This window comes from Escherichia sp. KTE159, from assembly GCF_000408805.1.
In the GTDB taxonomy this organism is placed as follows: Bacteria; Pseudomonadota; Gammaproteobacteria; order Enterobacterales; family Enterobacteriaceae; genus Escherichia; species Escherichia marmotae.
Window position 1 is genome coordinate 2,136,474 of sequence record NZ_KE137292.1, and the last position, 20,594, is coordinate 2,157,067.

Annotated in this window: 10 protein-coding genes; 4 read left to right on the forward strand and 6 right to left on the reverse strand. The window is 51.3% G+C overall.

What is annotated here, in order from left to right; translation table 11 throughout:
- Window positions 1–2 precede the first annotated feature (2 nt).
- From A31E_RS11380 to gyrA, 5 genes are all read right to left on the reverse strand, one after another.
- Window positions 3–1,652, reverse strand: a complete 1,650-nt coding sequence (locus A31E_RS11380; RefSeq protein ID WP_016248983.1) for a YfaQ family protein — start codon at window positions 1,650–1,652, stop codon at window positions 3–5.
- The gene (locus tag A31E_RS11375; protein WP_105265731.1) at window positions 1,653–6,251 is read right to left on the reverse strand and encodes an alpha-2-macroglobulin family protein; all 4,599 of its coding nucleotides are present in this window, start codon (window positions 6,249–6,251) and stop codon (window positions 1,653–1,655) included.
- Window positions 6,185–6,808 (reverse strand): DUF1175 domain-containing protein, encoded by a 624-nt coding sequence (locus A31E_RS11370; RefSeq protein ID WP_016248985.1) that lies wholly within the window; start codon window positions 6,806–6,808, stop codon window positions 6,185–6,187. Before A31E_RS11370 ends, A31E_RS11375 begins: the two co-directional genes overlap by 67 nt.
- Window positions 6,805–8,493 (reverse strand): DUF2138 domain-containing protein, encoded by a 1,689-nt coding sequence (locus A31E_RS11365; protein ID WP_016248986.1) that lies wholly within the window; start codon window positions 8,491–8,493, stop codon window positions 6,805–6,807. The genes A31E_RS11370 and A31E_RS11365 overlap by 4 nt, the downstream gene beginning before the upstream one ends.
- A 148-nt stretch (window positions 8,494–8,641) precedes the next feature.
- Window positions 8,642–11,269 carry a DNA topoisomerase (ATP-hydrolyzing) subunit A gene (gene gyrA / locus A31E_RS11360; RefSeq protein WP_016248987.1) on the reverse strand — a complete coding sequence of 876 codons (2,628 nt, stop codon included), beginning with the start codon at window positions 11,267–11,269 and terminating at the stop codon, window positions 8,642–8,644.
- A gap of 146 nt (window positions 11,270–11,415) precedes the next feature.
- Between gyrA and ubiG the strand changes: the two genes are divergently transcribed.
- Window positions 11,416–12,138 carry a bifunctional 2-polyprenyl-6-hydroxyphenol methylase/3-demethylubiquinol 3-O-methyltransferase UbiG gene (ubiG, locus tag A31E_RS11355; RefSeq protein WP_016242523.1) on the forward strand — a complete coding sequence of 241 codons (723 nt, stop codon included), beginning with the start codon at window positions 11,416–11,418 and terminating at the stop codon, window positions 12,136–12,138.
- 145 nt (window positions 12,139–12,283) lie between these two features.
- Here the strand turns inward: ubiG and yfaL are convergent, their stop codons facing one another.
- Complete coding sequence (gene yfaL / locus A31E_RS11350; RefSeq protein WP_016248988.1) at window positions 12,284–16,030, reverse strand: AIDA-I family autotransporter adhesin YfaL/EhaC; 3,747 nt, start codon at window positions 16,028–16,030, stop codon at window positions 12,284–12,286.
- A gap of 689 nt (window positions 16,031–16,719) precedes the next feature.
- Here yfaL and nrdA point away from each other — a divergent pair.
- The 3 genes from nrdA to yfaE all read left to right on the forward strand — a co-directional run bounded on the left by nrdA (window position 16,720) and on the right by yfaE (window position 20,454).
- Window positions 16,720–19,005, forward strand: coding sequence for a class 1a ribonucleoside-diphosphate reductase subunit alpha (gene nrdA, locus A31E_RS11340; protein WP_001516754.1), 2,286 nt, complete (start codon window positions 16,720–16,722; stop codon window positions 19,003–19,005).
- A 64-nt stretch (window positions 19,006–19,069) separates the two neighbouring features.
- Entirely contained in the window at window positions 19,070–20,200 is a 1,131-nt protein-coding gene (gene nrdB / locus A31E_RS11335) for a class Ia ribonucleoside-diphosphate reductase subunit beta (protein WP_000332038.1), read from the forward strand.
- A complete protein-coding gene (gene yfaE / locus A31E_RS11330; protein WP_000135039.1) occupies window positions 20,200–20,454 on the forward strand; it encodes a ferredoxin-like diferric-tyrosyl radical cofactor maintenance protein YfaE in 255 nt (84 codons plus the stop codon). The genes nrdB and yfaE overlap by 1 nt, the downstream gene beginning before the upstream one ends.
- The last annotated feature ends 140 nt before the right edge of the window (window positions 20,455–20,594 follow it).

Genomic DNA, 20,594 nt, shown 5'->3' on the forward strand with positions numbered 1-20,594 from the left:
CATTAGTCCATTAATAATTGTCGGGTCAGCGCTTCGATATAGTTCTCATCCAGCCCGGTGGGGTATCCATCAAAGGCAAGATGCAGGTACTCATGAGTTAAATCCAGTCGATCCTGAAGTGTAAAAAAATTACGAATAAATAGCCTTTTTTGCTGCCGATCGGTATAGGGGAACCCCGAGACTAAACGGCACACCGCGAATACGTCTGGCTCGTTGTACCCCGTCTCGTCTTGTAACGCGCGCCGCCACTGTGGCATTTTTTCCGCCAGCCAGGCTTTCGCTTTCGGTAATAACTGGCAAGTAGAGCGTGGTGCTCCCCAGCGGCTAAGGCTGTTGTCGGGATAAGCAAAGGCGAGTATCTGGTCGTAACGCTCTCCCTGCCCCGCCTGGACGGTGGCTTGCCGCCAGGACAGCGTTCCTTCAGCAGCGCGACTGCCATGATAATGAACCGGATCGCCCGCATAGATGAGATCCTGCGTCCAGGCGGTCATCGTCCGCGCGCCCGTGGTGGCTGGCGAAGCAGAAACGCGCTGAGTGGCGCTGCTGTCCGGGATTGTCAGGCAATCGCCTTCCCGATCGGCGTTTTGCTGTAAAAATGTGCGAATCGCCACGGTCATGGCTTTCGCTGCCTCAGGGGGCGTACTTTTCGCCTCGCGATCCAGCACTCTGGCAACGTACTCTTCACGATCGAGATGCGACTGCAATTTCAGTTTGCCATTTTCCGTAAGTAAGGTCGTCTCACCGTGGCTGACCAACGTAATATGGTTACCATTGGCAAACGTCACTCGATAGCGCCCATTGAGCACGCCGGGTTTTACTGCCGTCGTACTCTTTTCCGCAGTGATTTTTTTCACCGGATAACGAGCAAACAGATCCACCAGTACACATTGCCCACTGGCAACTTGCGTCGGTACAGGCAAAACCTGATTAAGAATCGTCGCGTAACGGGTCAATACCGTTTTGCTGGTGCCGCTGCCTGTAACCCATAGCGGCGTACCATCAGTTAACCAACCAGCAAAACCGCCCTGACGGATTTCCTGTTTATCATCGGCAAACCAGCTCCAGGTTTTCACTCGTACCCGACTACCGAGCATGGACGCTACGCCAATTTTCGAATCGTCCAGCACCACGTCCAGTAATATTTCCTGGGCTTTGTTTTGCGCAGGTAACGTCGCCAGTGAATCAAGCAACGATTTAACGGTTACCGACGTTTCGGGTTTCAGCGTAGAAAGCGATGCTAACCAGGTTGGTGCCTGGCGCTGTTGCCAGTATTGCCCCCACGCATCCGCACCGATGTGCAACCGCTGCGGCGAAAAGTAGAGACCACAGGAACGCACCAACGCCGTTTCGCGCGTAATGCTCTCCCCCGCCTGACAGCAATAGACTTCTTCCGGAGAGTTACCGCGACACTGGTAGGGCTGCTCCGGCTGATGAGTATCCTCAAGCCAGGCATAAACATACAGCTTCCATAAGCTCCCTAACGGCGTAGTGAGCGTGTCAGGTAGCGTAGAGACGTTTGTCACGCCCGATGGCGTCAACTGATACAGTTGATCATGCTGCGCCCCCCGCAGTGTCAGTTGTAACGGCGTCTCCTCCGCAAACGTTGACAGCGTAACCAGCGTCAATAGCCAGACGATTCTGCGCCAGTTCACTTATTTCACCTGCATCCCGCGCCATTCGCTACCTGCCGCAACGCTTTGCTGCGCAGGCGCATAGGAACGCACATAACGAACGGGCGGTAGAACGAATTGCCCTTTTTGCGAGAAGCGCAGCAGATGGTGGAAAGTGACCGTTCCTGCAAATTCTTTCACCGGCACCATATAAGCCAACTCGCTCATTTCATTACGCGCTTTTTCCAGCAACTGCCCCTGCTGTTTCGCGGTGTTGGGCTTGTTGACTGAGATGCCCCACGTTGTCCGTTCAACATCAGCTCCCGGCGGTAGCGGTACTTCCACCTGACCGTAGCGCAGCGGCGCATCCTGCTCACTGGTGAGAGTGATTTCATCGAGATACAGCGCATCGCTGTCAATCTCACTACTGGTAACCGGCTGCAGAGTAAAGCTCATCTCTTCATCCCCCGGGATCAGCCGATACAACTGGCGTTCAACGGTCACCGGAATGTTACTTTGTTGAGCAGTTTTTGCCGGTTCACGCCAACGGACCTGCACGTTTTGCGACGATAATTCGTCACCAAAAGAGAGAATGTCTGGCACCCCCTGACCAACCCAACGCCAGTATTCGCCCCCGCCAGTCGCCTTTTGTTTAGCCCATGCGCCCGCAGGTGCGGGTAACACTACGGGAGGCATCGCTGCCATATATTTCGCCAGCCAGTTCATGGCCAGTGCACGTTCGATACTGGATTGCTGGGCGGTTAAACCACTTAAAATGGCCGCAGCCTGGGTGGAGTCGCCACCGCTATTAAGCAACACAACCGTGTGCGCCAGCGGTTGGTTGCTGTTTGCCGCTTTATCCCACGCATACTGCTGGACCTGTGGCATGACAGTGGACTTCAACTGTGCTTTTTTCAGTAACGTCATGGTTAAAACGTTTGCCACCGCATCCGCCAGCGGAGACTCTGGCGCATCGAGGATCAGGCTATCATTGATATCACGAGTGTCTTCCTCTGAGAGCGCTTTGATTTCTTTCCGGGAAACCGCTTCATCCAGCCCTTTCAGCAACGTTTTGCACGGCAGATTCATCTCCTGCGCCCACGCCAGCACCAGCGCCCGATGCAGTAACGGCATGTTATCCGCCTGCTCTGCGTAGCTGTCGAGCATATGCTGCCAGTATTCAGGTTGTTGCGTTACGCCAAGCGCCTGACTGGCCTGCCAGTCGGCATACCATGCCCATGCTGTCAGGAAGGCATCGCCATTGCCATCTTCACCCCACCAGGTAAAGCGCGCGCCTGGCCCCGCCAGTTGCATCAGCCGCAAACGGTTATCCTGAATCATCTGACGAATGTCGTTGGCGGCAGCACTCTGATGATCGGCAAGCGCACGCCAGGCAAGGCTTAGGGGGAGCAGACGGCTACCGGTGTTGATTACGCCCCCCCAGGGTTCATCGACTAACGCGTCGAGGTTATTACGGAAAATCTCCTGCGGCGTTTCGCTGCTTTGTAGTCGGATGTTACTCGCCAGCTCTGGCAACATCAGCGTGTTATCGCCACCGCCGAGCATGACGTTTTTCTGCTGTTCAACGGACCAGGTGTTATCAACAAAAGACAGTTTTGTGCTAATGCTGTCCTGCACTTGCCCATTTTGTTGCAATTCTGCGCTTAGCAAACCAGATTGCTGAATGTCCTGCGTCAGCGAAATATAGTTAGCCCCTTTATGCAACGTCAGCGTCTGGCGCATTTCAACACCCGCAAATTTACTTACCAGCTCTACCGGTTCGTTATCCTGCTGACTGAAAATAAACAGCCCTGCCGCCGGTTTGTCGCCCAGGCGATACACCGTTGGCATACTCCACTTCATGTAGAGATTTTTTTCCGAGCGCAAATAAGCACGCCCCTGCCCGACCAGCCCGTCGCCGTTCATCCCACGTGCGGTAATGCGCCAACGGGTTAACGAATCCGGCATCAGGAACGTGAAATATGCTTTGCCTTGTTTGTCCGTTGTTAGCGATGGCATCCATGCCGCGGTATCAACCTCTTCGCGCCGTGGGCGTTCCAGCATTTTCACTCGCCGCTCGCTGCGGTTTGTTGCTCCTGGCGCAACCGGCTCGCTGGAGAGTGCCTGGTCGTAGCTGATAAATGACAGGCTGGAACTGGTACGCACATTGTTACGCCCCAGCGGATAGAAAAATTTGCCGATATTTGGCGCAATCTCCGGTTGCAGCGCGTAGATCATTTCATCGACCACGCCAACCGTTAGTTGTGCAGAAACAGGTTTGCCCTTCAGCAATGAGGTTAATTCCACATTTACCAGTTCGCCTGGCTGGTAATGGGTTTTGCCCGTTTTCACCCGAATATCTAACTGGGGAACGGCGACTTTGATCCCGGCATTCTGAAAACTGTACTGCCCGTTACGGGTATACAGCACCGAAAAGGTGATGTTAGGCGCAAAGGTATTACTCACCGGAACGCGGGCTTCATACTGGATATCGTTTAAACGTTGCAGTGTTAGCCAGCTTGCTGGTTGCGATAACAGCGACCGCTGTTCAACGCGATCACGCTCCAGCGTCAGCAACGCTTCATCAATCGGTTCCGGGAAAGTGATCAGCATCTTCGCGGTTTCGCCGGGCTGATAGAGCGTTTTATCCGCCACAATATCTACCGTACCGGTATGCGCCATGCTGCCCTTACCGCTGACCGCATGGCTTAACCCGGCGAGAATCAGGCCGTCTTTATCACGCAAAGTCAGATTGTAGTTGCCGGGTTTATCGAAATTAACGGTGAAGGATTTACCGCCAGACGCCAGGTCACCGCTGTAGCTTGTGCGGTCTTCCAGACGCAACCACTCGTACTTAACGGGAACCTGTTTTGAAGCCTCCAGCGCGGCATAACGGAATACCACCGGCTCGCCACTTCTGCTGTATTGTGCGGCGGTGCTTAGTGTGTAATGTGCAAGACCGCGTTCAATGAGGATCTCTTTGGTGGTGGTAACACGATACGCCGCGCCGTCGCTGGCGGAGACAGTTAATAAATAACGGCTCGGTTTATCGGCAGCGGGAAGATTTAACGCCACATGACCGCTATCGTCTGAAACCGTTTCGCTGCCTTCAAGCGACACCGGGAAACGCCCGGCATAACGCAAATCGTTGCCAACCATCGACAATTGTTGGGCGCGCAAACTTAACTGCACCCGAGCATTTTTTACTGGCTCACCATCCGGGTAGAGCAGTTGTAGTTTACCGCTGACCGCTTCGTCAGTTTTGAAATCTTTTTTGTCGAGGGCTAAGCCAATCTCAAAATGCGGTTTGATGTAGTTTGCCACGCGAAAACTGCTGCTATAGACCTGGTTGCGGTAAGCCAGGCGTAACTCATAACCTCCGGCAACGGCATTTTCTGGCAGGCGGAAACTCCCCTGCCCGCCATTACGCGCATCAAGCGCGACATTGACGGTTTGCAACAGACTACCGTTGGCATCCAGCACCGAGAGTTTCGCCGGAGCACTTACGATAGGGGATGAATGCAGCGGGCCGTGAAACTCGCGCCCCATCACTTTGACATCAACACGGTCGCCTGCGCGGTATAGCGGGCGGGCGGTAAAGATATACAAACGGGTGTTATAGGTTTCGCTTTCGTAGAAGAAATTCTCGGATACAAAAACGCCGCCTTCAGCATCTTTACCAAGAATGTATGAACGTTCAGGCGATATATGTTGTAACTGCAAGGCACCGCTGTCATCAGTAACGCCGCGAGTCATCACGCCAAAACCGTCAGTCCACAGGATCTCGGAGCCAGGCTTCGCTTCACCCTGTTTTTTGCCAGCGGTCCACACCAGAAGTTCGTTACCCGACACTTTGCTGAGCGCCACGGTATCGGAAACAAATACCACTGTTGTCGCCCGATAACTGCCTACCATCGCCTCGACGAGGTACAGTCCAGGCTCTTGTTTGCCGAGAGGAATATAGACATTGCCCGGCTGCGGCGAGATGAAATTACTGGATGCACCGTCCAGTTTTACGCCTTGTTGTGGCTCGACTGGTTTTGCCTGCCATAGTGGGTAACGAAACTGCTCCACCAGCGGGTATTTCTTCAGCGGTGAAAACGGGTTGTTTTGTACATAACGGGAAGGTTTGATGATGGCATTGCCAAGCTGCAATTCCGGTAATGCCTGAGTTACATTCTGCCGCGACTGAGAAGAGAAAGAACGCTGCATCACGCGGCGAGATTTGCCGTACCAGTTATCCCACAGCCAGGTCAGCGTATTGTTCAGACCGTCGCCCAGATATTGCGGCTGTACCACAATGCGATGCAGGTTTTTCTGCTGACGTAGGAACGCTATTGGGTCAGGAATACGATACAGGCGAACATCCACGCCGCCGTATTCTTCCATCTGATAACGCCGATAATCACGCCCCGGAGCTTCCAGCCGCACTTTAGCCTCTTCATTGCTGCTAAAACTGCTGTCAGCGAGCAAAAAGAATGTTCCCCCGGCAGGTGGCGCATAATTGCTGGAAGGGAGTGAGTCATCAGCGTTAACAAGCCCCGTCCCTGCGAGAGACAAGCACAGACAGGCCGCTATCGCGCCAGAAAATTTAAACGATAAATGCCAATAAAATTGGGATTGGAATCGTTGGGTATCCATCGGGTGTCCTTCCATGTCATAAGTTGTTGCAGACTGACTGCGCGCATTCCGTTGTCAGTTTTCGTAGCGCTTCCGGTGTGGTAGATGACGTAACGCCCCATCCAGACCATTAAGTGCTGGGCATCGCCCTGATCGAAAAAAATCATATCGCCAGGCTGCGCCTGGTTTATGTCCAGGCCAATAAAATGGCTGTTGTACTGAATCAAATTAATCGCTGTCACATAGGGGCCGGTTTTGTCGTTCCCCTGATTCCAGTTTTGTGCCAGTTGCCGCTGTTCAGATGTTAGCGTCATCTCTGGCGGCAAATACTGACTTGCTATACCGTTACTTTTTAGCCATTTGCTGTCGTGAACTTTCAGTGCCTCGTTCGCCGCAAAGCGCACCAGTCCCGCACAATCCTGCTGATACCAACGCGGACTTGGCCCCTGGCGTAGTTGTTCTTGTGCAATGCGCACAAACCAGGCGCGAAATAGCCCCGATTGTTCGACATTCAGCCTTTCGCTATGGGCAACAAAACAACACAGCCAACAGATCAGCGCCAGCAACCCGTGTCTCATAGTGGCTGCCAGGTAATGGGTATCCACTGCCAGGCGGCACCGGGTTCCATCTGAGCCAGCTTTATGACATAGCGAGGTTGTTGAGATAAAGCGTCCAGCTTCGGCATTAATAAAGTTTGCGCGGCATTATAAAAAACCGGTTCGAGGTTCTTCGGCAGACTGGTCAGCGTTTCGTTGCGCAACAATTTCGCCACGCCTTGCGGATTCACATAAACCGGAACCACACCACCGACCGGAATTACATCCACCATTGCCGGTCGCGTTTTATTCAGTGTTTGCAATGCGTTATTCACCAGCGTGTCATCCAGGGAGAAAAGCAACGTTTTATTTTGCATCGCCAGCGACACACGGAAAAAGGACGCTGACATAAGTTGTTCAGGTTGTGCTGCCTGTGCGGCTGGGTACTGGCCGTAACGAGAACTGACTTCCCGACGCCATATTCTGGCCTCTCCTTGTTGTGTTTCCGTCACCGGCAGTACACCTTCCGGCGCTTTGCTTTCGTGCGCGCCGATATTTTGGCTAAACAGTTTCCCTGGTAGTTGCGCCTGTTCGGCTGTGCCATCAAACTGACCAACAAATAACGGTGTTTGCAGTTTTGAGTCTTCATACCAACACAGTCCGGCTGCACCATCTAACGCCCCGTTCAACTTGTCGTTTTCCTGGCTGATGTGCGAAAGCATCTCTTCGGCAATACCGTGCGAATACGGCACAGCTACGCAGAAGCTGGCACCAGCAGGCATACTGTTCCATACCGGAGTGAAATCGAAACTGGCATCTACACTGGCGGATCCATCATTTAATGCCAGAAAGCTGTGCCAGCCGTCGTTGTTCATTTCGAAGCGCACACCGGCAAAAGATGGGATAAGTCGCTGGTAGCCAAAGCCCAGCAAATTTGCGCTAACCACGATACGCTGACGTACTGGTGTTTTTCCGGCAGTACGCTCTTCCAGGCCAAAGCGGGTTTCCCAGCGTTTTTTGCCGCTCAACAAATCACTCGCGATCGCCGTCGCTTCGCTATCCTGCTGGTCGTCTTTAAACAGCATATCCGTACTGGAGAAAACCAGCATTTTGTCCTGATAAGTCGTGAACATCAGTGTGTTATTGCTGTTATAGCGCAACTGATAAACAGGAATAGTTTCATTATTTATCTTGATGCTGCTGATTTCCGTCTTGCTTAACTGGCTGTCGCTGGTGGCAGCAAACAGTAACGGTTCCAGTAATTTACTTAAGCCACTGCGCTGAATCAGCACCATATAATGTGAAAGATGTCCCTGTTTATCGTGCCACAGCGCCGCCTGCGCAGGCTGGTCTAACAACGAGGAAAATAACTTATCTTTCAGCGTGAGATCGTGTTCATAGACAATGCGGCGAATGCTGCCTTCAATGCCCAGACGGTCGGCATGGTTCTGATAATAAAAAACAAAATCTTCGCTTAAAACATCATGGAGAAAAGGAATTGTGAGGAGATCTTTGGGGAGCTGGCTTAGAGAGTCGCTGTCGAGAAAGAGGTCCGGCTCATTGAGATCGATTTGCAGATTGTTGTGCACCACCAGTGGCGACAAGGTTTTTTCTGCTCCACTGCCAGTGTATTGCAATGCCCAGACGCCTGCGGAAAGCAGTGCTATTGCCCCAAAACCTACAAGGCCATAAAACCGCCAGCCTTTCGCCTTTTTTTCACCACTCATTGCCACATTCCTTGTGTAAAACCAGCCATTTTTTATGGGCGATGTAAAACTTTATCGCGCCCTAATACGACAAAAGCCCAGACTTTGCAGTCTGGACTTTTCAATTCAAAAAAGGGAAACAGCTCCCTTTTGGCATGAAGCGATGAAATTATTCTTCTTCTGGTTCGTCGTCAACGTCCACTTCCGGAGCGATTTCATCGTCCCCTTCCGCAGCACTGCCGTCGATAGCATCCAGCTCTTCGTCGTCAACTGGCTCTGCGACACGTTGCAGCCCCACCACGTTTTCATCTTCCGCTGTACGGATGAGGATAACGCCCTGAGTGTTACGACCAACCACACTGATTTCCGAAACACGTGTACGCACCAGCGTACCGGCATCAGTGATCATCATGATCTGGTCGCAGTCATCTACCTGCACCGCCCCAACCACTAACCCGTTACGTTCAGTGACTTTGATGGAGATAACCCCTTTCGTCGCACGCGACTTGGTTGGGTATTCCGCCACCGCGGTACGCTTACCGTAACCGTTTTGCGTTGCGGTAAGAATTGCACCATCACCACGTGGAACGATCAGAGATACGACTTTATCACCTTCGCCTAAACGGATACCGCGAACACCAGTGGTGTTGCAGCCCATCGCGCGAACAGAAGATTCTTTAAAGCGCACCACTTTACCTTCAGCGGAGAACAACATCACTTCGTCTTCGCCGCTGGTCAGGTCAACGCCAATCAGTTCATCGCCTTCAACTAGTTTGATTGCCACTTTACCAGCGGTACGCAAGCGGTTGAATTCGGTGAGGACGGTTTTCTTCACAGTGCCGTTAGCTGTCGCCATGAAGACTTTCACGCCTTCTTCAAACTCGGTCACCGGCAGAATGGCGGTGATACGTTCGTCCTGTTCCAGCGGCAACAGGTTAACGATCGGACGACCACGCGCACCACGAGAGGCTTCAGGCAACTGATAAACCTTCATCGAATAAACGCGACCACGACTGGAGAAGCACAGAATATGATCGTGGGTGTTCGCCACCAGCAACCGGTCGATAAAGTCTTCTTCTTTTATACGTGCGGCAGATTTACCTTTCCCGCCACGACGCTGCGCTTCGTATTCCGAAAGCGGCTGATACTTCACGTAGCCCTGGTGAGAAAGCGTTACGACCACATCTTCCTGGGTGATCAGATCTTCCAGGTTGATATCAGCGCTGTTAGCCGTGATTTCAGTACGACGTTTGTCACCAAACTGTTCACGAACCAGTTCCAGTTCTTCACGGATCACTTCCATAAGGCGATCGGCACTGCCAAGAATACGCAGCAGTTCAGCAATCTGATCCAGCAGCTCTTTGTATTCGTCGAGCAGTTTTTCGTGCTCAAGGCCGGTCAGTTTCTGCAGACGCAGATCCAGAATCGCCTGAGCTTGCTGTTCGGTCAGGTAGTACAGACCGTCACGCACGCCGAACTGTGGCTCCAGCCATTCCGGACGCGCAGCATCGTCGCCCGCACGTTCCAGCATCGCGGCAACGTTGCCCAACTGCCACGGATTGGCAACCAGCGCAGTTTTCGCTTCTGCCGGGGTCGGCGCATGACGGATCAGCTCGATGATCGGATCGATGTTCGCCAGCGCCACGGCTAATGCTTCAAGGATATGAGCACGGTCGCGCGCTTTACGCAGTTCGAAGATGGTACGACGCGTCACCACTTCGCGGCGGTGACGGACAAACGCTGCGATAATGTCTTTCAGGTTCATGATCTTCGGTTGACCATGATGCAATGCCACCATGTTAATACCGAAAGAAACCTGCAACTGGGTCTGGGAGTAGAGGTTGTTGAGCACCACTTCACCGACCGCATCGCGTTTAACTTCAATCACAATGCGCATACCGTCTTTGTCAGACTCATCACGCAGCGCGCTGATGCCTTCCACGCGTTTTTCTTTTACCAGCTCCGCAATCTTCTCGATCAGGCGAGCTTTGTTCACCTGATACGGAATCTCGTGGACGATAATGGTTTCACGCCCGGTTTTGGCGTCAACTTCCACTTCGGCACGCGCGCGGATATACACCTTGCCGCGACCGGTACGGTAAGCTTCTTCAATGCCACGACGACCGTTGATGATTGCTGCCGTCGGGAAGTCTGGTCCCGGGATGTGTTCCATCAGCCCTTCAATGCTGATGTCTTCATCTTCGATATACGCCAGACAACCGTTGATCACTTCCGTCAGGTTGTGCGGCGGGATGTTGGTTGCCATACCTACGGCGATACCGGAAGAACCGTTCACCAGCAGGTTAGGAATTTTGGTCGGCATGACGTCCGGAATTTTTTCCGTGCCGTCATAGTTATCAACGAAATCGACCGTCTCTTTTTCGAGATCGGCCATCAGTTCATGGGCAATTTTCGCCAGACGGATTTCCGTATAACGCATTGCCGCCGCGGAGTCGCCGTCGATAGAACCGAAGTTGCCCTGACCGTCTACCAGCATGTAACGCAGCGAGAATGGCTGCGCCATACGGACGATCGTGTCATAGACCGCCGAGTCACCATGGGGATGGTATTTACCGATTACGTCACCAACGACACGGGCAGATTTTTTATAGGCTTTGTTCCAGTCATTGCCTAGTACGTTCATGGCGTAAAGTACGCGACGGTGTACCGGCTTCAGGCCATCTCGGACATCTGGCAGCGCACGGCCAACAATGACCGACATCGCATAATCCAGATAGGAGCTTTTCAGCTCTTCCTCAATGTTGACCGGTGTAATTTCTCTCGCAAGGTCGCTCATCTAACCGCTATCCCTCTACTGTATCCCGGATTCAAAGGTCGCAAATTATAACACAGCCGCGCAGATTGAGGTAAACCTATACGCTTTATTCACCTGCAATGCCTGATATACTCGCTTGTCTTGCCAATTACGGAGTAGAAGTGCCAATGAATGCCGAAAAATCGCCGGTAAACCATAACGTAGACCACGAAGAGATCGCTAAATTTGAAGCCGTCGCCTCCCGCTGGTGGGATCTGGAAGGCGAGTTCAAACCACTGCACCGCATTAACCCGCTGCGTCTGGGCTATATTGCCGAGCGTTCCGGCGGTTTATTTGGCAAAAAGGTGCTTGATGTCGGTTGTGGCGGCGGCATTCTGGCTGAGAGTATGGCGCGAGAAGGCGCGACAGTGACCGGTCTGGATATGGGCTTTGAGCCATTGCAGGTAGCAAAACTTCACGCACTGGAAAGCGGCATTCAGGTGGAGTACGTGCAGGAAACCGTTGAAGAGCACGCGGCAAAGCATGCCGGACAGTATGATGTGGTAACCTGCATGGAGATGCTGGAGCACGTTCCCGATCCGCAGTCAGTGGTCAGAGCCTGTGCGCAATTAGTAAAACCGGGCGGCGATGTCTTTTTCTCAACGCTTAACCGCAACGGCAAGTCGTGGCTGATGGCGGTAGTCGGCGCGGAATATATTTTGCGCATGGTGCCAAAAGGCACGCACGACGTGAAAAAGTTTATTAAACCGGCAGAACTGCTGGGTTGGGTGGATCAGACCAGTTTAAAAGAACGTCATATGACCGGGCTGCATTACAACCCGATCACTAACTCCTTTAAGCTCGGCCCCGGCGTTGATGTGAACTATATGCTGCATACGCAGAATAAGTGAGATTGTAAGCCGGATCGCACCGAATCCGGCAACGATGCCAATGCCTGATGCGACGCTTGCCGCGCCTTATCAGGCCTACAAACGCTCCAGTAGGCCGGATAAAGCATTTACGCCGCATCCGGCAACGATGCCGGGCGGGCAGTAATTACCATTTCACCGTCATCGACAAAAATCCTGCCGTCTGGGCAAAATCATCACTTCCCTTCTGCCACGCCACGCTGCCGCGCAGGGAAACTCGCTGGCTAATATTGCCTGTTATCCCCACTTTTATTTCACCACGCTGCTTCGCCACATCATCGCTAATATTGCTGCCATCTTCTTCAATTTCTGCCGAATGAGGATCGTGATAATAATTCAGATCCAACGTTGGCGTGACATGAACGGCGGTATGCCATTCGCTGTGTAATCCCAACCGCATCTGAATATCATCACCCTGCGATTGGGACACCCGAGCACGGTTAGCGGCGGTGAAATCATTTTGCTTCACGCCCTGATAGACAACCTGCGCTTGCGGTTCAATTAATACGCCGCGCATCGGTAACCACTGATACCCCGCCTCCAGCGACGCAACGATCCCTGATGAACGATAATGGTCCACACCATCGCCTTGCTCGCTGACATCGTTATTAAACCAGGCATATTGCAGCCAGCTATCAAGCCATGCCCCCTGCTTTTGACTGCCATGCTGAAACCAGCTTGATGTCAGACCAACGGCATAACCGCGGTTCTGGTTATCGGCACGGGTTGAGGTGATATTCGAGCGACTATATCCCTGGTTATTGCTGTAGCTTCCAACGCCCGCCAGTGTCCATTCGCCATCATCCCCCCAGTTTTCACTTAACAGGTTGCCACTAAGCTGTATCGTAGAAGTGTCTTCGTGCAGGGCCATTTGCCCCACGGCAGTGTAATGCTCGTGCCCACCCAAAATGCGTAAATGTAGCGATTGACTGTTGCCACCGGCATGGTCGCGTCTCTCCATCACAAATGCCTGGTTTACCGCTCGCAGGTTATTAAGATATCCCCCGGTTTTCGCATTCAACACAGGCTGGTAAACAGGCGTCGGGGTTGGTGCAGGATCAGGCGTGGGATCGGGAGTCGGTTCCGGCTCAGGTAGCGGCGTCGGAGTCTCTTTTTGCGAACGCAAATACCAGTCGCTGTTATCTTCCACCAACATATAGTCGTAAGCGCCCATATTGACGTAGCCGCTGCCCGCCAGACTAAACTGCGCATTGTTCTGAAATTGTGTGGGATCGGCATTAAAATCAACCACTTTAATACCTGTGGATGTCGGCTCGCCAATGCCAGTAATCGGGTTAATCACTACCGTGGTGTTACCGGAGGTATTGCCGTTAAGTACCAGTAGATCGCTTACAGAATCATTGCCGTCTAATTCACTATCGAGCAGCAACGTACCGCCGCCATTGTAATCGCCATTCACCGTCAGTGTGTCGCCAGCAGCACCATTTTGCAGACTCACCTCACCGGAAGTATTGGTCAGATCACCATTGACCGTCACGTCTGAAAGGTAAGTCAGGCTGTCTGTTTCAAGATTGGTATTAAGCTCACCGGTCAATACCGTACCATCGGAGACATTGACCAGAGTACCGCCACCGATAAACAGTGAGGCATCCAACGCGGCGGAAGTCTCCTGTCCGGTTAAACGTAAGACGGTGCCATCGCTGATATCGATAGTGCCGCTGGAAGTCGCATCAATAGACTGAATATCCTGATCCGCACCAGTCTCGAACGTAGCCCCATCACCGACCCACAACGACGAAACATAAGGAAAGATATCCGCAACATCACCTTTCAGCGTGCCTTCCTCCACTCGCACCGCCGACTGCGCCGTACCACTGGCGGTCAGTTCCAGGGTGCCTGCGCCTGTTTTCGTTAGTGTGCTGCCAGCATCCTGATCCTGCCCACTACTGTCGGCCATCAACGCCCCCCATTGCGTGTAGACCCCCGCATCAACTGCGACTTCACCATCAGCGCGCATTTCGATATTACGCCCATGCCCCGCCGTCGCTGAGCATGTGTCAACATCTGCAGTTATCTCCATTACACTATTTTGCTGGTTATCGGTAAAAATGACCTGACGGTTGTAATCCGTATCGCCAAGCTGTGAATTATCGCTAACGATCAGCGTTCCCGAAGCGATTTGCGTAGTGCCCAGATATGGATTGTCATTCGCCAGGCTTACCTGTCTATCACCTGCATCCACCACCACATAGACACCTTTTTTCCCGTCATCGCCAATATGCAGATCGTCGCCGCCATAGAGATCGGCAACGTCCTGACTACCAATCACCGTGCCGCCGCTGCCGCTAATTTCCAGACCATCGTTTTCTGCCGTACCACTCTGCCAGGTAGTAAAATCGGAAAGATCCAGCACACCATTGTTTAGCACGATTGACTGTGGATCGTTCTGCATCGCCGCCAGGTCATCAGCATTACCGGTTAAGGAGAGAATCGCCCCGTCTTCCACCACAATATCGCCGGTCAGTGCCATCGACTGCGCTCCCGTCAGGACATAACTACCGTTTTCAGCAATAGTCAGTTGCCCATCCCCCTGAACAGTCCCGGCAAAACCGCCCTGGTTGACAGTAACATTACCACCGGCGTCAATATTTAAAGTGCCATTCTGAAAACCCGTTAACGAATGTACAAATGTTTGCTGAGTCGTTCCAACGTTAAGCTCAGCCTGATTATCTGTCTGTCCGATACTGCCAACGCTCAGACCATAGCAATTTTGCGGATTGTTTTGGCACTGATTGTCACCAACATTCATCAGCGAATTATTCCGCCCCAACATGACTTCACCGTTTTTAATTCTCATCTCACCGGTAAAATCATTGTTATCAGCGTTAAGCACCAGTTCGCCCGCTCCGGCTTTGGTAATAAAGCCCGTCCCCGCAATGGAATCGATAGCCCCATCATTTTTCGTACTGCCAATGATCAAAGTTTTACCAGCCGCAATATCAAAACGGATCTCACTTGACCCCATATACAGAAAGCCTCCTGCCGCTGCCGAAGCCTCTTCACCGTAAGCAGATGCACTGTTATTCACATCTAATAATACGCCCTCGTTCTGGCTATAACTGTCATCAACAGCGATATCAATAAGATAAGGAGAAATTGCGTTGCTGGTATAAATTGCACCACCATAACCTTCGGCAGTGTTATTTATAAATGAAGTATTATTAATGACTGTAAAGCCTGATGGATGTGTTTTATCGTTATTATTATCAGTAATATCGATAGCTCCACCATCGCCATCACTGTAACTCGTTGATGTATATGCCTGATTATTATTAAAAACCGTGTTATTTAAGTAGACATTATTATTAATTGAATATATTGCGCCACCTTTGCCATCGTTAGCAATATTATCTGTAAATACAGCATTGGTGACGCTAAGATCAATATCACCAACGTCATTTGTTCCCGCGGAATAGATCGCCCCCCCATACCCCCCTGCCACATTGCTGTCAAAAATAACCTGAGTAAGATTCAGCGTTGAATTTTCTTTCGCAAAGATAGCCCCGCCATTATTATACTCACCACTCACGGCATTATTTTCAAACAGCGTCATCCCTGTTCCGTCTTGTGCTGACAATGTGAAATTGGCACCTTGTTGTAAAAATACCGCACCTCCACTGGTATCATTTTTCATAGAAGAAAAAATAAGCCATTGCCCGTCAGCAACATTCCAGACCTGTGTACTACCTGAAAGGCTCTGGCGACTGGCCCGGCAACTGGCTATAACGTTAACACCCTGACATGAAGGCATAATCTGCGACGCTGCATTCGCTCGTGTAAACGCACATGCAACGACAGCCAGAAAAATTAAGAGATATTCTTTCCTGATAAAAACAATCCATTTTTTATTCATAATCTGACAGCCTGTGAGAAATAACACGCCATCATTAAAAGACATATTACGATTGTAGATAATGACTAATTGTAAGCAAGAAGAATTTAAAACCTATATACTAAAAATATTATCTTCTGAAAGAGATTAATTATTCTTTTTGATATTCACTAAATTATGAAATAACAATAATTAAAACACATCAAACTGATTAATTCGTTTCTTGTTTACCTGGAATAATCAACATAGCAAATTTTTATTTCACATCTGCTGATTAAAAAATACCGCTTCCGTGAACCACAACCATTTACATTCGCTCACATCATAAACATAACATTAAGTCACAACGTGATATGAATTTGTGCTGGTATCAATTTTCGCCACTCCTGACATAAGCGCAATAAATAACCTGGATCAATAATTATCTCAAATTGAACGTTCAAGAAATCACCGAACGGTTATTTTTAACAATTTTTTCTCTTCCCATTGACTTTCCCGGACACCTTGTCTGACCTAAGGTGCGTGGAAGCCACTTTTCCCGTTGCGACTTATCCACAAAGTTATGCACTTGCAAGAGGGCCATTTTCACACTATCTTGCAGTGAATCCCAAACATACCCCCTATATATAGTGTTCATTGCGACTTTCCTTACTACAGGTAGTCAAAGCGATGCTATTGCGGAAAGTATTCCAAAAACAGGTACGACATACATGAATCAGAATCTGCTGGTGACAAAGCGCGACGGTAGCACAGAGCGCATCAATCTCGATAAAATCCATCGCGTTCTGGACTGGGCGGCAGAAGGGCTGCATAACGTTTCGATTTCCCAGGTCGAGCTGCGCTCCCACATTCAGTTTTATGACGGCATCAAGACCTCCGACATCCACGAAACCATTATCAAGGCTGCCGCTGACCTGATCTCCCGTGAAGCACCGGATTATCAGTATCTCGCCGCGCGTCTGGCGATCTTCCACCTGCGTAAAAAAGCCTACGGCCAGTTTGAGCCGCCAGCGCTGTACGATCACGTGGTAAAAATGGTTGAAATGGGCAAATACGATAATCATCTGCTGGAAGACTACACGGAAGAAGAGTTCAAGCAGATGGACACGTTTATCGATCACGACCGTGATATGACCTTCTCTTACGCTGCTGTTAAACAGCTTGAAGGCAAATATTTGGTACAAAACCGCGTGACCGGAGAAATCTACGAGAGCGCCCAGTTCCTCTATATTCTGGTTGCTGCGTGCCTGTTCTCGAATTACCCGCGTGAAACGCGTCTGCAATACGTGAAACGTTTTTACGATGCGGTTTCCACGTTTAAGATTTCGTTGCCGACGCCAATCATGTCCGGCGTGCGTACCCCGACTCGCCAGTTCAGCTCCTGCGTACTGATCGAGTGCGGCGACAGCCTGGATTCCATCAATGCCACCTCCAGCGCAATCGTGAAATACGTTTCCCAGCGTGCAGGTATTGGCATCAACGCCGGTCGCATTCGTGCACTGGGTAGCCCGATTCGCGGCGGCGAAGCGTTTCACACGGGTTGTATCCCGTTCTATAAACATTTCCAGACCGCAGTGAAGTCCTGCTCCCAGGGCGGTGTACGCGGTGGTGCAGCTACGTTGTTCTACCCAATATGGCATCTGGAAGTTGAAAGCCTGCTGGTGCTGAAAAACAACCGTGGGGTTGAAGGCAACCGCGTGCGCCATATGGACTACGGTGTACAAATCAACAAGCTGATGTATACCCGTCTGCTGAAAGGTGAAGATATTACCCTGTTCAGTCCATCCGATGTTCCGGGGTTATACGACGCGTTCTTTGCCGATCAGGAAGAATTTGAGCGCCTGTACACCAAGTATGAGAAAGACGACAGCATCCGTAAACAGCGCGTGAAAGCGGTTGAGCTATTCTCGCTAATGATGCAGGAACGCGCGTCTACCGGTCGTATCTATATTCAGAACGTTGACCACTGCAACACCCACAGCCCATTTGATCCGGCTATTGCGCCAGTGCGCCAGTCTAACCTGTGCCTGGAAATCGCCCTGCCGACCAAACCGCTGAATGACGTCAACGACGAAAACGGTGAAATCGCGCTGTGTACGCTGTCTGCTTTCAACCTGGGCGCAATTAACAGCCTGGATGAACTTGAAGAACTGGCGATTCTGGCGGTACGTGCGCTTGATGCGCTACTGGATTATCAGGATTACCCAATCCCGGCGGCAAAACGCGGGGCAATGGGTCGTCGTACGCTGGGTATTGGCGTGATCAACTTCGCTTACTATCTGGCGAAGCACGGTAAACGTTACTCCGACGGCAGCGCCAACAACCTGACGCACCAAACCTTTGAAGCGATCCAGTATTATCTGCTGAAAGCGTCTAACGAACTGGCAAAAGAGCAAGGCGCGTGCCCGTGGTTTAACGAAACCACCTACGCAAAAGGGATCCTGCCGATCGATACCTACAAGAAAGATCTGGATGCTATCGCCAATGAGCCGCTGCATTACGACTGGGAAGCATTGCGTGAGTCGATCAAAACCCACGGCCTGCGTAACTCCACGCTTTCAGCGCTGATGCCGTCAGAAACCTCTTCGCAGATTTCTAACGCCACCAACGGTATTGAGCCGCCACGTGGTTACGTCAGCATTAAAGCGTCGAAAGACGGGATTCTGCGCCAGGTGGTGCCAGACTATGAACACCTGCACGACGCCTATGAGCTGCTGTGGGAAATGCCGGGTAATGATGGTTATTTGCAACTGGTGGGTATCATGCAGAAATTCATCGATCAGTCGATCTCTGCTAACACCAACTACGATCCATCGCGCTTCCCGTCAGGAAAAGTGCCAATGCAGCAGTTGCTGAAAGACCTGCTCACCGCCTACAAATTCGGGGTCAAAACGCTGTATTATCAGAACACCCGTGATGGCGCAGAAGACGCGCAGGACGATCTGGTGCCGTCAATCCAGGACGATGGCTGCGAAAGCGGTGCATGTAAGATCTGATATTGTGATGCCGGATGCGGTGTGAACGCCTTATCCGGCATTAAACTCCCAACAGGACATATTCATGGCATATACCACATTTTCACAGACGAAGAATGATCAGCTCAAAGAACCGATGTTCTTTGGTCAGCCGGTCAACGTGGCTCGCTACGATCAACAAAAATATGAAATCTTCGAAAAGTTGATCGAAAAGCAGCTATCTTTCTTCTGGCGTCCGGAAGAAGTTGATGTCTCCCGCGACCGTATCGATTATCAGGCGCTGCCAGAGCACGAAAAGCACATCTTTATCAGCAACCTGAAGTACCAGACGCTTTTGGATTCCATTCAGGGTCGTAGTCCGAACGTGGCACTTCTGCCGCTGATTTCGATTCCAGAACTGGAAACCTGGGTAGAAACCTGGGCGTTTTCGGAAACTATTCACTCCCGTTCCTACACGCACATTATTCGTAATATTGTTAACGATCCGTCTGTTGTGTTTGACGATATTGTCACCAACGAGCAGATCCAGAAACGCGCAGAAGGGATTTCGGCTTACTACGACGAACTGATCGAAATGACCAGTTACTGGCACCTGCTGGGCGAAGGCACCCACACCGTTAACGGTAAAACCGTAACTGTCAGCCTGCGCGAGTTGAAGAAAAAACTCTATCTGTGCCTGATGAGCGTTAATGCGCTGGAAGCAATTCGCTTCTACGTCAGCTTCGCTTGTTCCTTCGCTTTCGCTGAACGTGAGCTGATGGAAGGTAATGCCAAGATTATTCGCCTGATTGCCCGTGACGAAGCACTACACCTGACCGGCACTCAGCATATGCTGAATCTGCTGCGCAGCGGTGCGGACGATCCGGAAATGGCGGAAATTGCCGAAGAGTGCAAACAAGAGTGCTATGACCTGTTTGTTCAGGCGGCGCAACAGGAGAAAGACTGGGCGGATTATCTGTTCCGTGACGGTTCAATGATTGGTCTGAACAAAGACATTCTCTGCCAGTACGTTGAATACATCACCAATATCCGTATGCAGGCTGTCGGTTTGGATCTGCCGTTCCAGACACGCTCCAACCCGATCCCGTGGATCAACACCTGGCTGGTGTCTGATAATGTGCAGGTTGCTCCGCAGGAAGTGGAAGTCAGTTCTTATCTGGTCGGACAGATTGATTCGGAAGTGGACACCGACGATTTGAGTAACTTCCAACTCTGATGGCTCGCGTTACCCTGCGCATCACTGGCACACAACTGCTGTGCCAGGATGAACACCCTTCCCTTCTGGCAGCGCTGGAATCCCACAATGTGGCGGTTGAGTATCAGTGTCGCGAAGGCTACTGCGGCTCCTGTCGCACGCGTCTTGTTGCAGGCCAGGTGGACTGGATTGCCGAACCGTTAGCCTTTATTCAGCCAGGGGAAATTTTGCCCTGTTGTTGCCGGGCAAAAGGCGATATTGAAATCGAGTTGTGATCGAGTACTAGTGCCAGATGCGACGCTGACGCGTCTTATCTGTCTTACAACGGCTTTTTGTAGGTTGGATAAGGCGTTTACGCCGCATCCAACATGGCATGCGCGAATAGTTGCCAGATGCGACGCTGATGCGTCTTATC

Coding starts and splice junctions, on each gene's coding strand:
- A31E_RS11375 (WP_105265731.1), bottom strand. CDS start 6,251: ATGGATACCCAACGATTCCAATCCCAATTTTATTGGCATTTATCGTTT.
- A31E_RS11370 (WP_016248985.1), bottom strand. CDS start 6,808: ATGAGACACGGGTTGCTGGCGCTGATCTGTTGGCTGTGTTGTTTTGTT.
- A31E_RS11365 (WP_016248986.1), bottom strand. CDS start 8,493: ATGAGTGGTGAAAAAAAGGCGAAAGGCTGGCGGTTTTATGGCCTTGTA.
- gyrA (WP_016248987.1), bottom strand. CDS start 11,269: ATGAGCGACCTTGCGAGAGAAATTACACCGGTCAACATTGAGGAAGAG.
- ubiG (WP_016242523.1), top strand. CDS start 11,416: ATGAATGCCGAAAAATCGCCGGTAAACCATAACGTAGACCACGAAGAG.
- yfaL (WP_016248988.1), bottom strand. CDS start 16,030: ATGAATAAAAAATGGATTGTTTTTATCAGGAAAGAATATCTCTTAATT.
- nrdA (WP_001516754.1), top strand. CDS start 16,720: ATGAATCAGAATCTGCTGGTGACAAAGCGCGACGGTAGCACAGAGCGC.
- nrdB (WP_000332038.1), top strand. CDS start 19,070: ATGGCATATACCACATTTTCACAGACGAAGAATGATCAGCTCAAAGAA.
- yfaE (WP_000135039.1), top strand. CDS start 20,200: ATGGCTCGCGTTACCCTGCGCATCACTGGCACACAACTGCTGTGCCAG.